Consider the following 13,797-nt stretch of genomic DNA (forward strand, 5'->3'; position numbering starts at 1 on the left):
GAAGTCATTCGTGATCGAATTGTGTCCAGCGTCCTTCCGAGAAGCCGGGGCTGTCGATGGAGGAAAGTCTAGCCGGCCCGCATGACTGGGAATGTGAAGCAGTTCACATGTCGGGAAATGAATCTTCAGACTGGGAATTCTGCCATCCGGAATGGTGGCGTCAGAACGGCTGATGCTTGCTGCGATGCAATAGGAAGCGGCGACGAAACGCAGGCGCGTCGGCTTGCGCCGGTCGCGCCCTTGCTCCTATATCCGCGGGACGCAACCCCGGTCCCCGCGTGTGGCGGGTTCATCCCGCGGATCGCGCGTGCCAGGATGCCGGCCGCGTGCTGCCGCCCTCCCATATGCTTCCACGTCAAGAGGTTTTCCGATGGTCAATCGCCTGCAATTCTACATCGACGGCGCCTGGGTCGATCCGGTCGTCAAGAAGTCCACCCCGGTCGTGAATCCGGCGACCGAAGAGGCGATGTATGAGGTTGCGCTGGGCTCCAAGGCCGATGTCGACAAGGCCGTCGCCGCCGCCAAGCGCGCCTTCGAGACCTTTTCGCAGACCTCGCGCGAGGAGCGCGTCGCCCTGCTGGAGAAGATCATCGCGATCTACAAGGGTCGCATGAAGGAGATCGGCGCCGCCGTCTCCGACGAGATGGGCGCGCCGCTGCCGATGGCCGAGAAGCTGCAGGCCGGGGCCGGCCTCGGCCATCTGATGTCGACGCTCGACGTGCTGAAGAAGTACGAGTTCGAGGAGACGCTGCCGTCGTCGGTGGTGGTGCGCGAGCCGGTCGGCGTGGTCGGCATGATCACCCCCTGGAACTGGCCGCTCAACCAGATCGCCTGCAAGGTCGCGCCGGCGCTGGCCGCGGGTTGCACCATGATCCTGAAGCCGTCGGAGTTCACCCCGACCTCGGCGCTGATCTTCGCCGAGATCCTGCATGAGGCCGGCGTGCCGAAGGGCGTGTTCAACCTGATCAACGGCTTGGGGCCTGAGGTCGGCGCCGCGATGAGCGAGCATCCGGACATCGACATGATCTCGTTCACCGGCTCGACCCGCGCCGGCATCGACGTCGCCAAGCGCGCCGCGCCGACCGTGAAGCGTGTCAGCCAGGAGCTCGGCGGCAAGTCGCCGAACGTCATCCTGGAAGGGTCCGACCTCGTGAAGGCCGTGACCGGCGGCGTCATGCACATGTTCAACAACTCCGGCCAGTCCTGCAACGCGCCGTCGCGCATGATCGTGCCGGCCGGCCGGATGAAGGAAGTGGCGGCCATCGCGAAGGGCGTCGCCGACAAGACGAAGGCGGGTGACCCGCGCGGCGAAGGCACCACGATCGGTCCGGTCGTCAATCGCGGCCAGTGGGACAAGATCCAGGCGCTGATCAACAAGGGCATCGAGGAGGGCGCGACCCTCGTCGCCGGCGGTCCGGGCCTGCCCGAGGGCGTCAACAAGGGCTTCTATGTCCGTCCGACGATCTTCGCCGACGTCAAGCCCGAGATGACGATCTCGCGCGAGGAGATCTTCGGGCCGGTGCTGGTGATCATCGGCGCCCAGGACGAGAACGAGGCGGTGAAGATCGCCAACGACACGCCGTATGGTCTCGCCGGTTACGTCACGGCGCCGACGCTCGAGAAGGCCCGCGAGGTCGGCCGCAAGATTCGCGCCGGCAACGTCAATCTGCAGGGCGTCCCGAACGACCGCACCGCGCCGTTCGGCGGCTACAAGCAGTCCGGCAACGGCCGCGAATGGGGCCGCTTCGGTCTCGAGGAGTATCTCGAGGTCAAGGCCGTCGCGGGCTACAACGCGGCTTGATCGGCGAGGATGCGTAGGGTGGGCAAAGCGCAGCGTGCCCACCGTCCACGCCAGCAACAAGAACGGTGGGCACGGCGCTCCGCGCCTTTGCCCACCCTACGATGTCAAGGCCTACCCGCCGAGCGCGCCCTGCGTATTGACGTAGAGCGCGTAGATCGACTGGCTGGCGGCCATGAACAGGCGGTTGCGCTTGAGGCCGCCGAAGCAGAGGTTGGCGCAGCGCTCGGGCAAAGCGATGCGGCCGATGGCGGCGCCATCCGGCGCGAACACCATGACGCCGTCGAGCTCGGGCGAGCCCATGCCCCAGCCGCACCAGAGATTGCCGTCGACGTCGCAGCGCATGCCGTCGGGCGTGCCCGGACCGGCATCGATGTGGACCCGCTTGTTGGCAAGCATCGTCCCGTCAGCGGAGACGTCATAGGCGAGGATCTTGCGCGTCGGCTGCCCTCGGGATTCGACGACGTAGAGGATGGATTCATCGGGCGAGAAGCACAGCCCGTTCGGCCCCAGCACGCCCTCGGCGACGATCGTGGCCCGACCGGTGGCGCCGTCGATCCGGTACACGTTGGCGTCGATCTCGGACTCGGCCTTGTAGCCCTCGTAATTGCCGAGCAGGCCGAACGTCGGATCGGTGAACCAGATCGAGCCGTCGGATTTGACGACGACGTCGTTCGGCGAGTTCAGCCGCTTGCCGTCGAAGGAGTCCATCAGCACCGTGATCGACCCGTCATACTCGGTCCGGGTGACGCGGCGGCCGCCATGCTCGCAGGTGACGAGCCGGCCCTGGCGGTCCCTGGTGTTGCCGTTGGCGAAGTTGGAGGGCTTGCGGAAGATCGAGACCGCCCCGGTCTCCTCGTCCCATTTGAGGATGCGCTGGTTCGGGATGTCGCTGCACAGGAGATAGCGCCCGTCGCCGAACCACACCGGCCCCTCGGCCCAGCGCAGGCCCGTCGCCAGGCGCTCCACGGCCGAGAGCTTGAGCCAGTACTTTTCGAAGCGGGCATCCAGCGCCTGGATGGCCGGATCGGGATAGAAGGTGGCGGGGCGAAAGCCCTGCGCGTGAGCGTTTCCGTCGGACATTCGGGCCGTCCTGTTATTGCGCGGTTGCGATCTCTGCTATCATTGGCCGGTAGCGACCGCAAACCTGCGGGCCGAACACGAGGGATGAAATGCCACGTATCTTGATGACCGGTGCGAGCGGAGGAATCGGCTCTTCCTTGCGGAAGCTGCTGCCCCCGATCTATCCGGACCTTCTGCTCAGCGACCTCAAACCGCCGGCCGACCTCTCCAGCCAGGAGACGTTCAAGGCGGCCAATCTTGCCGACCTCGCGCAGGTCGAGGCGCTGTGCGAAGGCGTTGACGGCATCATCCATTTCGGCGGCTATTCGGTCGAAGGCCCGTGGAACGACATTCTCCAGGCCAACATCATCGGTGGCTACAACCTGTTCGAGGCGGCACGCCGCAAGGGCGTCAAGCGCGTGGTGTTCGCGTCGTCGAACCATGCGGTCGGCTTCTATCCGCGCCACCGCAAGATCGACAATGACGTGCAGCCGCGCCCCGACGGCCGCTACGGCGTCAGCAAGGTGTTCGGCGAGGCGCTCGGCTCGCTCTATGCCGACAAGCACGGGCTGAAGGTGACCTGCATCCGCATCGGCAATTTCGGCGAGAGGCCGCTCGACAGGCGCCGGTTGTCGATCTGGCTGAAGCCGGAGGACCTCGTCCAGCTCTGCCGCATCGGCCTGGAGCATCCGGATATCCACTTCGAGGTGCTCTACGGGGCGTCGCTCAACGAGCGCGCCTGGTGGGACAACCAGCGCGCCTATGATCTCGGCTACCGCCCGACCGGCCGCGCCGAGGACTTTCGCGAGCACGCCCTCGCCGAGCAGGCCAAGCTGCCGGCCGATCCCATCGGCGACCATTTCCAGGGCGGCGCGTTCTGCACCACGGAGTTCGACGGCGACACCAGCCGGATCATCGACTGGGGTTGATACAAGGTCGTCATTCCGGGGCGCGTCCGCAGGACGCGAACCCGGAATCTCGCAGTGAGAGTGCAAAACAACTTCTGGATTCCGGGTTCGCGCTTCGCGCGCCCCGGAATGGCGGTGAGGATGAAAGAGAAGACCATGACCGATGGCTTGCGCAAAGGACTGACCGCTTACGGCGATGCCGGATTCTCGCTGTTCCTGCGCAAGGCCTTCATCAAGGCGGCCGGCTATTCCGACGACGCGCTCGATCGCCCGATCGTCGGCATCACCAACACCTACAGCGACTACAATCCCTGCCACGGCAACGTGCCGCAGATCCTGGAGGCGGTGAAGCGCGGCGTCATGCTGTCCGGCGCGATGCCGTTCGTGTTCCCGACCATTTCGATCGCCGAGAGCTTTGCGCATCCGACCTCGATGTATCTGCGCAACCTGATGGCGATGGAAACCGAGGAGATGATCCGCGCCCAGCCGATGGATGCGGTGGTCGTCATCGGCGGCTGTGACAAGACGCTGCCGGCGCAGATCATGGCGGCGGTGTCGGCCGATCTTCCGACGGTGGTCATTCCCGTCGGGCCGATGGTGGTCGGGCATCACAAGGGCGAGGTGCTCGGGGCCTGCACCGATTGCCGCAGGCTGTGGGCCAAGTATCGTGCCGGCGAGATGGACGACAGCGAGATCGAGGCGGTCAACGGCCGTCTCGCGCCTTCGGTCGGGACCTGCATGGTGATGGGCACGGCCTCGACCATGGCCTGCATCACCGAGACGCTCGGCCTGTCCCTGCCGATGAGCGCGACCATCCCCGCGCCGCACGCCGAGCGCTTCCGCTCGGCGGAGGCGAGCGGCCGCGTCGCGGCGGAGATGGCGAAGGCGAAAGGACCGAAGCCCAGCGAGCTGCTGACGCCGGCGGCTTTCAAGAACGCCCAGGTGGTGCTGCAGGCGATCGGCGGCTCGACCAACGGCCTCGTGCATCTCACCGCGATCGCCGGACGCACCCCGCACAAGATCGACCTCGATGCGTTCGACCGCATCGGCCGCGAGGTTCCGGTGCTGGTCGACCTCAAGCCGTCCGGCGATCACTACATGGAGCACTTCCACCACGCCGGCGGTGTGCCGAAGCTGATGAAGCAGCTCGGAGACCTCATCGATCTCGATTGCCGCTCCGTCACCGGCCAGTCGCTGCGCGACATCGTCGCTGCGGCCGAGGACGTGCCTGGCCAGGACGTCATCCGCTCGCGCGATGACGCGATCAAGCCGGAGGGCGGGCTCGCTGTCTTGCGTGGCAATCTCGCGCCGCGCGGCGCCGTGATCAAGCATTCGGCTGCGAGCCCGAAGCTGCTGCAGCATACCGGGCGCGCCGTCGTGTTCGAATCGGTCGAGGACATGACCCTGCGGGTCGATGACCCCGACCTCGACGTCTCGGCTGATGACGTGCTGGTGCTGCGGAACGCGGGGCCGAAGGGGGCGCCCGGGATGCCGGAGGCGGGTTATCTGCCGATCCCGAAAAAGCTGGCGCGGGGCGGCACCAAGGACATGGTGCGGATTTCCGATGCGCGCATGAGCGGCACGGCGTTCGGCACCATCGTGCTGCACATCACGCCGGAATCCGCCGTCGGCGGCCCGCTGGCGCTGGTGCGGACCGGCGACATGATCCGGCTCGATGTCGCCAAGCGCAGCATCGATCTGCTGGTCGACGACGCCGAACTGGATCGGCGTCGCGCGTCCCTCAGCCAAGCTGCGACGCCGGACTGGGCGGAGCGCGGCTATGCGCATCTGTTTCACGAGACGATCCTGCAGGCCGATGACGGCTGCGATTTCGACTTCATGCGCCGCAAGGGGAAGGGGTGAGCGCAGTCCTACTTTCCTTTGCTGGTGAACCGCTTCACGGCGGCACGGAATTCGTCGGTGTGCATGCAATCGATGATCGCGTCGCGCTCGGCGCCGAGCTGGTCCTCGACGGAGCTGATGGGGGCGCGATGGATCAGCGCCTTGGTCGCCGCGATCCCCGCCGGCATGTTCTGCGCCAACCGCTGCGCCAGCGCCTCGGTGGCCGCGGCGAGTTCGGACCCCGGCACGACCTTGGCGACGAGGCCCCATTCGTAGGCCTGCGCGGCCGTAAAACTGTCCTCGGCCAGGAAGATCTGCAGCGCGCGCCGGACACCGGCGGTGGCCACGACGCCGACCGTGCCGCCGCCATCGGGCGAGACGCCGAGCTTGGCATAGGCAGGCGTGAAGCGCGCCTCCTCGGCCGCGATGCAGAGGTCGGCGGCGAAAGCGAGCGACATGCCTGCACCCGCGGCGGAGCCGTGCACGCTGGCCAGCACGATCTTGGGCATGCGCCACAGACTCGCGATGAAGGCGTGGTAGTGGTGCAAGAGCTCGCTGACCACGGGCGTGATGGTGTCGGCCTCGGCCGCGGCGCCGATGGTCTGCAGGTCGCCGCCGGCGCAGAAGGCGCGGCCTTCACCCTTGAGGACGAGCACCCGGATGGCCGGATCGGCCTCGACCTGCGCGGCGAGCTGCTTCAGGCGCTTGGCGATGGCGAGGTTGATGGCGTTGAACGCAGCCGGACGGTCGAGCGTGAGGGTCGCGATCGGCCCCTCGATGTTCAGGCGAGCGGGTTCCGCAGCTGCTGCATCCGACATTCAGTCCTCCCTCGTATGGTCGTTGCCGCATTTAAGGCGCACAGCGGCCCGGTGACAATGCCGGGGAAGTCTGCGACAACCCGGCTGGGCCGGCATGACGGGAGGTAAACCCGGAGCGGACAAAGCGCGCAAACACGGGACACGGATCGAATGGGGCAGGGTGCAGTGACAAAGGGACCGGTGGTGATCGTAGGTGCGGGGCATGCGGGCTTTCAGCTTGCGACCTCGCTGCGTCAGGCAGGCTTTGCCGATCCCATCCACCTGATCAACGACGAGCCGCATTTGCCCTACCAGCGCCCGCCGCTGTCGAAGGCCTACCTCAAGGGCACCGGCGGACCGGAGACGCTGATGTTCCGGCCGCAGAAGTTCTACGCCGACCAGACCATCGACCTCGTCTACGACCGCGCCGTCGCGGTCCAGCGCGATCAGCGCAAGGTGCTGCTCGCCTCCGGCACGGCGCTCGACTACGGCCACCTGGTATTCGCGACCGGTGCGCGCAACCGGCTGCTCGACATTCCCAACGCCAGCCTTCCGGCGGTGCGCTATCTGCGCATTCTCGATGACAGCGAGGCGCTGCGTGGTCTGCTCGGCGATGCCAAGCGGGTGGTCGTCATCGGCGCCGGATTCATCGGCCTCGAATTCGCGGCCACCGCGCGCATCAAGGGCCTCGAGGTCGATGTGCTCGAGCTCGGCGCGCGGGTGATGGCGCGGGCGGTGACGGCGGAAATCTCCGACTACTTCCAGAAGCAGCATGCCGAAGCTGGCGTGCGCATCCATCTCGGCGTGCAGTCCACCAGCATCGAGGCGGATGGCACCAAGGTCACCGGCGTCAGCCTCAGCGACGGCCGGCACATTCCCGCCGATCTCGTCGTGGTCGGCGTCGGCGTGCTGCCGAATGTCGAGCTCGCCGCGGAGGCCGGCCTGCAGGTCGCCTCGGGCATCGTGGTCGACGAGTATCTTCTGACCAGCGATCCGCACATCTCGGCGATTGGCGATTGCGCGCTGTTCGCGAGCCCGCGCTTCGGCGGCACCTTGCGGCTGGAGTCGGTGCAGAACGCGACCGACCATGCGCGTTGCGTCGCCGCGCGCCTGACGGGCGACGTCAAGCCTTATGACGGCCAGCCCTGGTTCTGGAGCGACCAGGCCAATGACAAGCTGCAGATCGCGGGGCTCACCACGGGCTATGACCAGGTCGTGCTGCGCGGGGATCCGGCGCAAAAGGCATTCTCCGCATTCTGCTACAAGGAGGGCCGGCTGGTCGGGATCGAGTCCGTCAACCGCGCCGGCGACCACATGTTCGGCCGCAAGCTGCTGGCAGCGGGCGGCACGATCGATCCGGCCAAGGCGGCCGACCCCAGCTTCGACCTGAAGAGCGCTCTCGCCTAGAGAGCCGCACGCACCTCCTCTTGCGTCGGCATCGACGGGCCCGCGCCCATGCGCTGCACGGAGATCGAGGCCGCGATATTGGCGTAGGCGATCGCATCGGCAATGTCCGCGCCCTGCGACAGCCGCGCGGCCAGCGCGCCGACGAAGCAATCGCCGGCGCCGGTGGTGTCGACGGCCTTCACGGCGCGGCCTTCAACCAGCCTGGCGTCGCCGCCACGAACCGCGACCGCCCCGCGTGCACCGAGCGTGACGCAGACCGTCTGGTCCGGCCGGGGATCGAGCCGACGAACGGCATCGATGACCTGCCGCGGCGTCGGCGCGTCGCCGAGCTCCGTGCCAGCCAGGAAGCCCAGCTCGGTCTCATTGAGCACGAGCACGTCGACGAGTGGATAGAGACCGCCAGCGAACGCGCTGGCCGGCGCTGGGTTGAGGATCGTCGTCGCGCCGGCCGCCTTGGCGCGCTGGAAGAAGGCGGCGATCGTCGCTTGCGGAATCTCGAACTGGCTCACCGCGACGTCACCCGCCCTCAACGCGATCTGCGCGGCATCATCGCTGCTCACCTCAGCATTGCTGCCGGGGATCACCACGATCGTGTTGTCGGCGTTCGCCAGCGTGATGATCGCCGTGCCGGTGGATGCAGCGGAGCTGTCCTTCACCGCCGCGAGATCGATGCCCTGATCCGCGAGAAACGCGCGCAGCTGCTCGCCGAAGGCGTCGCTGCCGAGCCGGCCGATCAGCGACGTCGGCGCGCCGAGCTTGGCCGCCGACACCGCCTGGTTGGCGCCCTTGCCGCCGGGAAAATACATCACCGACCGCCCCGCGACGGTCTCGCCGACGCGGGGATGGCGCTCGGCCGTCGCCACCACATCCATGTTGATGCTGCCGGCAACGACGACCCGCCCCATCCGCTCTCTCCCACACAGCCGCTAGACGCGGGCTTCGAACTCTTGTCTCACCAGATCGATGTCGGCGAGCGTCGGCAGGCCGGCCTCGTTGCCGAGCTTCTGGATCTTGAAGGTCGAGGCCGCACGGGCGAACTCGAAGTGCTCCTTCCAGCTCTGCGCCGGATTGGCGAGATACGAATACACGTAGGCGCCGTGAAACACGTCGCCGGCGCCGTTGGTGTCGATGACGCGCTCGCGCGGGATCGGATAGGCGGGCAGCGTATGCACGGCGCCGACCTCGTCGTACCACAGCAGGCCCTTCTCGCCCTGGGTGACGCCGCCGATGCGGCAGCCGCGGCTCTTGAGGTAGTCGAGCATCTTCTCCGGCGTGAGGTCCATCTGCTCGCACAGCCGCTCGGCGACGATCGCGACGTCGATATATTCCAGCAGCTCATGCGTGTTGGTGCGCAGGCCGCCGCCGTCGAGCGAGGTCAGGATTCCGGCCTCGCGGCACAGCTTGGCATAATGCAGCGCAGCGTCCGGCTGGTGGCCGTCGACATGCAGTGCCCGGCAATTGCCGAGATTGAGCAGCGGGAACGGGTGGATGTGGGCGTCGTCGCGGCAGCGCACGATGGCGCGCTTGCCGTCCTTCGGCATGATGAAGGACAGCGAGGAGGCGTTCACTTTCCGTGGATGTACGGAGATGCCGTATTTCGCGGTCATGTCCTGGAACATCCGGCCGAGCCAGTCATTCGCCACGGTGGCGATCAGGTCCGGCACAATGCCCAGCTTGGCGCAGCAAAATGCCGCAGTGACCGCATTGCCGCCGAACGACACCGCGTAATCGGAGGCGACGTGCTTCTCGTCTCCGGTCGGCATGTGGTCGGTGATGAACGTCACGTCGATGTAGGTCTGTCCGATAAAGAGGGCCTGCATGGGCATTTATGTCTCACTGAGGGGTGGTCGCGGCCCCGGCACCGCAGATTAGCAAGCGGTTAAAGCGGATCAACGCTGAAATTCTTCGTCAAATCGTCACCATGGTGGTTGAGATCGACCCCTTGCAACCGCCGGCCCCCTGCCGCCGGCGCATGGGTCGCGCTATGGTTGCCGGCCTGCAGGAGCGCAGATTCGGGAGTGGGAAGATGACTGTCTATGCGGGTCCGGTCTTCGAGATGGCGACCAATCAGTTCAACGTGATCGCCGATCACCTTGGCATCCCAGGCGACGAGCGCGATCGGCTGCTGCTGCCCAAGCGGGCGATCACCGTCTCGTGTCCGATCCACAAGGATGACGGCACCATTGCCGTGTTCGAGGGGTACCGCGTTCAGCATCTCCTGACCATGGGGCCGACCAAGGGCGGCACCCGCTTTGCGCCGACCGTCGATATCGGCGAGGTCGCGGCGCTCGCGATCTGGATGAGCTGGAAATGCGCGCTGGTCGGTCTGCCCTATGGCGGCGCCAAGGGCGGCGTGAACGTCGATCTGTCGAAGCTGTCCCGGCGCGAGCTCGAATCGCTGTCGCGCCGCTACATGCAGGAGATGATCCCCTTCGTCGGCCCGCACACCGACGTGATGGCGCCGGACATGGGCACCAACGAGCAGGTGATGGCCTGGTTCATGGATACGTACTCCATGTATCAGGGCCAGACCGTGACCGAGATCGTCACCGGCAAGCCGGTGTTCTCGGGCGGCACGCTCGGCCGCCGCGAGGCGACCGGCCGCGGCGTCGCCCACGTCTCGCGCCGGGTGATGGACGTGCTCGGCATCGATCCCGCCAAGTCGACCGTCGTCGTGCAGGGCTTCGGCAATGTCGGCTCCTACGCCGCGCTCGGCTTCCACCAGATGGGCATGAAGGTGATTGCGGTCAGCGATCATACCGGTGCGCTCCATGATGCCAGGGGGCTCGATATCCCCGCGCTGATGGCGCATGCGGGCAGGCACGGCAGCATCGCCGGCTTCTCCACCGAGCTCGCCTTCGACCCGAACGAAATTCTCACGCTGGCCTGCGACATCCTGGTGCCGGCGGCGATCGAGCGGGTGATCGACGCCAAGGTCGCGGCGAACCTGAAATGCCGCGTCATCGCGGAAGCCGCCAACGGCCCGACCACGCCGGATGCCGACCTGGTGCTCGACCAGCGCCGCAAGGAGATCTTCCTCATTCCCGACATTCTCTGCAATTCCGGCGGCGTCATCGTCAGCTATTTCGAATGGGTGCAGGATCTGCAGCAGCTGTTCTGGGAAGAAGAAGAGGTGATGCGCAGGGAGTACCAGATCCTCGACCGCGCCTTCGAAAAGATGGTGACCCGCGCCAAGGCCGACGACATCCCGCACCGGACCGCGGCGATGGCGATCGGCGTCGAGAAGGTGCGCAACGCCAAGAACACGCGAGGGCTGTTCCCGTGATCATCGGCCTCGACCACGTCGTCGTCCTGCTCGAGGACATCAAGGCGGGCAGCGCCGCGTTCGAGACGCTGCTGGCGCGCAAGCCGTCCTGGCAGAATTCGGGCGAGGGCGCAGACCGCGTGCTGTTCACGCTCGACAACATGAGCCTGGAGCTGATGGCCCCGGCGGGACAGAGCCCCGCCGCCGACCGCATCCGCAACGTGCTCAAGATCTGGGGCGAGGGGCTTGCCAGCATCTGTTTCGCGACCCCCGACATCGGCAAGATGCATCGCCGGCTGGAGCGCGTGGCGCTGAAGCCGGACCCGGTCGCCGAGGTCGACAGCACCGACCGCGCCTCCGGCGCGACGTTGCACTGGAAGCGCACGCGCGCGATGACCGATCTCACCCGCGGCGTGCGCATGTTCTTCCTCGAGCTCGCCGGCCCGCGGCCGGCTTCGGAGAAGACCGCCGACTCCGCGGTGCTCGGCCTCGACCATATCGTGGTCTCGACCGAGGATCCCGAGCGCGCCGCGGCGCTGTACGGCGCGCGGCTCGGCCTCGACATGGCGCTCGACCGCAGCCACCAGGAATGGGGCCAGCTGATGTTCTTCCGCTGCGGCGACCTGATCGTCGAGGTGGTGAAGCGGCCGGTCGCCGGCAATGACAAGGCCAATGACAAGCTGTGGGGCCTGAGCTGGCGCGTCGCCGACATCGAAGCCACCCGCGCCCGCCTCGTCGCCGCCGGCCTGCAGGTGTCGGAGCCGCGGGCAGGGCGCAAGCCGGGCACGCGGGTGATGAGCCTCTACAGCGGCACCTGCGGGATTCATACGCTGATTTTGGAGAAGACGCCGCAGGCGGCGGAGTGAGGCTGCTTGATACGGCGCATCCAGATGCGCAGTTCTCGCAAGGAGGGCCCGCAGCGTCGTTCACGCGTTTCGCTGTTGGCTTGCGAAGGATAGAGGCGGGGCCTCGCCCTTCGAGACGCCCGCCTTCGGCGGTCTCCTCAGGGTGAGGGGCTAAGGTCACTGGACGGCGCGACCACGACATCCACCGAACTGAGCGGTGTGCACGAGCAGGCTGCTCGGGGTCGATGTGCCGCGCAGAGTTCGGTACGACACCCTCATGGTGAGGAGCGCCGCAGGCGCGTCTCGAACCATGGGGCCCCAGGCCGTGCAACATCATGCTCGGCGATCTCGCGGCGGAGATGAGCGGCATTGCATCGGCGACGAGACAGCTGTGGTATAGATCGAACTGGTTCTCAGAGACGCATTTCTGCCTATGAGCTCGCCGGCCGTTCCTGCCGCATCCCACTCGCTTGATCCCCGCCGCGTCTTGATGCTCGGCGCGACCGGGACGATCGGCCGCGCGACGGTGCGGGCGCTGCTTGCGCGGGGTCATGAGGTGGTCTGCTTCGTCCGCCCGCGCAGCGACGCAATAACGATCCCAGGCGCTACCGTCAGAACCGGCGATGTCAGCGATCCCGTCTCGGTGGCGCGCGATGGCTTTCGCGGCGAGCATTTCGATGCCGTCGTGTCCTGCATGGCGTCGCGGACCGGCGTGCCCCGGGATGCCCAGGCAATCGACCATCAGGCGCATGTCAACGTGCTGGAAGCGGCGCGTTCGGCAGGCGTCACGCAGTTCGTGCTGTTGTCCGCCATCTGCGTGCAGAAGCCGCTGCTGGCGTTTCAGCAGGCCAAGCTCGCGTTCGAGGCGCAACTGACGGCGTCCGGCCTGACCTATTCGGTGGTCCGCCCTACCGCGTTCTTCAAGTCGCTGTCCGGCCAGGTCGCGCGGGTGCAGCAGGGCCGGCCCTACCTTGTGTTCGGCGATGGCCGTCTCACCGCGTGCAAGCCGATCAGCGATGCCGATCTCGGCGCCTATCTCGGCGGCTGTCTCGATGATGAGGCGCGCTGGAACCGCGTGCTGCCGATCGGCGGCCCCGGACCCGCCATCACTCCGCTCGATCAGGCCGAGCATCTGTTCGCGCTGCTCGGCCGCAAGCCGAACATTCGTCGCGTCCCGGTGGGCCTGCTCGATGCCATCATCGGCGGGCTCGATGTTGCCAAGCGGATCGTGCCACGGCTCGCCGACAAGGCCGAACTCGCCCGCATCGGCCGCTACTATGCGACGGAGTCGATGCTGGTGCTCGACCCCGCCACCGGCCGCTATGATGCCGATGCGACGCCGTCGACCGGATCGGACACGTTGTTCGACTACTACGCGAGGCTGGTCCGTGGCGAGGCGATGGCCGAGCGCGGCGATCACGCGGTGTTCTAAGCCCAGATATCTCCTCGTCATGGCCGGGCTTGACCCGGCCATCCATCACTCTTCGCAAAGAGATGGATGCCCGGGTCAGGCCCGGGCATGACGAGCAACGCATTGAAGTGCCTCTGCGCGGGATCGTTCTGCGCATTATCATATCGAGGAGCGCAAGCGACCAAGCTATCCGGAGTCGCGCGCGCGGCCTTGGATTGCTTCGCTTGCGCTCGCAATGACGACGTGAAGAGCTGTATTGCGCGGCGAGACTCGTAATGGCAGTCAGACATGCGGTCATCTTCTCGCGGCGCATGTCGCGTCCGAGCCTTGCTCTTCGTCCTGCCCTCTCCGAGAAGAGGGCACGGGGAATGCCGGGCGCTGGCCGCACCCATGGCCCGCCTGCAGAAAGATAAGCAGGCGGCAGTCACCACAGGTTCAGCCGGGAACACCCGGCATTCCCCG

11 protein-coding genes are annotated in these 13,797 nt (G+C 66.8%); 7 read left to right on the top strand and 4 right to left on the bottom strand.

Going from position 1 to position 13,797, the window contains the following annotated elements:
- Window positions 1–370: 370 nt before the first annotated feature.
- Complete coding sequence (locus tag BRAS3809_RS21070; protein WP_008964051.1) at window positions 371–1,801, top strand: aldehyde dehydrogenase family protein; 1,431 nt, start codon at window positions 371–373, stop codon at window positions 1,799–1,801.
- 111 nt (window positions 1,802–1,912) lie between these two features.
- On the opposite strand, the gene BRAS3809_RS21075 is transcribed toward BRAS3809_RS21070, so the two are convergent.
- Entirely contained in the window at window positions 1,913–2,881 is a 969-nt protein-coding gene (locus BRAS3809_RS21075; protein WP_008964052.1) for an SMP-30/gluconolactonase/LRE family protein, read from the bottom strand.
- A gap of 89 nt (window positions 2,882–2,970) precedes the next feature.
- On the opposite strand from BRAS3809_RS21075, the gene BRAS3809_RS21080 reads away from it, so the two are divergent.
- Together BRAS3809_RS21080 and BRAS3809_RS21085 are read left to right on the top strand one after the other, a co-directional pair.
- Complete coding sequence (locus BRAS3809_RS21080; RefSeq protein WP_008964053.1) at window positions 2,971–3,789, top strand: NAD-dependent epimerase/dehydratase family protein; 819 nt, start codon at window positions 2,971–2,973, stop codon at window positions 3,787–3,789.
- 135 nt (window positions 3,790–3,924) lie between these two features.
- A complete protein-coding gene (locus BRAS3809_RS21085) occupies window positions 3,925–5,631 on the top strand; it encodes an IlvD/Edd family dehydratase (protein WP_008964054.1) in 1,707 nt (568 codons plus the stop codon).
- Between the two features lie 8 nt (window positions 5,632–5,639).
- On the opposite strand, the gene BRAS3809_RS21090 is transcribed toward BRAS3809_RS21085, so the two are convergent.
- Complete coding sequence (locus tag BRAS3809_RS21090; RefSeq protein WP_008964055.1) at window positions 5,640–6,428, bottom strand: enoyl-CoA hydratase/isomerase family protein; 789 nt, start codon at window positions 6,426–6,428, stop codon at window positions 5,640–5,642.
- 150 nt (window positions 6,429–6,578) lie between these two features.
- Here BRAS3809_RS21090 and BRAS3809_RS21095 point away from each other — a divergent pair, with 150 nt between their 5' ends.
- A complete protein-coding gene (locus tag BRAS3809_RS21095; RefSeq protein WP_008964056.1) occupies window positions 6,579–7,814 on the top strand; it encodes an NAD(P)/FAD-dependent oxidoreductase in 1,236 nt (411 codons plus the stop codon).
- On the opposite strand, the gene BRAS3809_RS21100 is transcribed toward BRAS3809_RS21095, so the two are convergent.
- Both BRAS3809_RS21100 and BRAS3809_RS21105 read right to left on the bottom strand, forming a co-directional pair.
- Complete coding sequence (locus tag BRAS3809_RS21100) at window positions 7,811–8,719, bottom strand: ribokinase (protein WP_008964057.1); 909 nt, start codon at window positions 8,717–8,719, stop codon at window positions 7,811–7,813. The two genes, BRAS3809_RS21095 and BRAS3809_RS21100, sit on opposite strands and share 4 nt — an antisense overlap.
- A gap of 21 nt (window positions 8,720–8,740) precedes the next feature.
- The gene (locus BRAS3809_RS21105) at window positions 8,741–9,634 is read right to left on the bottom strand and encodes a sugar kinase (protein WP_035657414.1); all 894 of its coding nucleotides are present in this window, start codon (window positions 9,632–9,634) and stop codon (window positions 8,741–8,743) included.
- A gap of 206 nt (window positions 9,635–9,840) precedes the next feature.
- Here BRAS3809_RS21105 and BRAS3809_RS21110 point away from each other — a divergent pair, with 206 nt between their 5' ends.
- The 3 genes from BRAS3809_RS21110 (at window position 9,841) to BRAS3809_RS21120 (ending at window position 13,356) form a co-directional block, all read left to right on the top strand.
- Window positions 9,841–11,100, top strand: coding sequence for a Glu/Leu/Phe/Val family dehydrogenase (locus tag BRAS3809_RS21110; RefSeq protein WP_035657417.1), 1,260 nt, complete (start codon window positions 9,841–9,843; stop codon window positions 11,098–11,100).
- Window positions 11,097–11,945: a VOC family protein gene (locus BRAS3809_RS21115; protein WP_008964060.1), complete on the top strand. Its 849-nt coding sequence runs from the start codon at window positions 11,097–11,099 to the stop codon at window positions 11,943–11,945. The genes BRAS3809_RS21110 and BRAS3809_RS21115 overlap by 4 nt, the downstream gene beginning before the upstream one ends.
- A 469-nt stretch (window positions 11,946–12,414) precedes the next feature.
- Complete coding sequence (locus BRAS3809_RS21120; protein WP_008964061.1) at window positions 12,415–13,356, top strand: NAD(P)H-binding protein; 942 nt, start codon at window positions 12,415–12,417, stop codon at window positions 13,354–13,356.
- Window positions 13,357–13,797 lie beyond the last annotated feature (441 nt).

Source organism: Bradyrhizobium sp. STM 3809 (assembly GCF_000239795.1).
Taxonomy (GTDB): Bacteria; Pseudomonadota; Alphaproteobacteria; order Rhizobiales; family Xanthobacteraceae; genus Bradyrhizobium.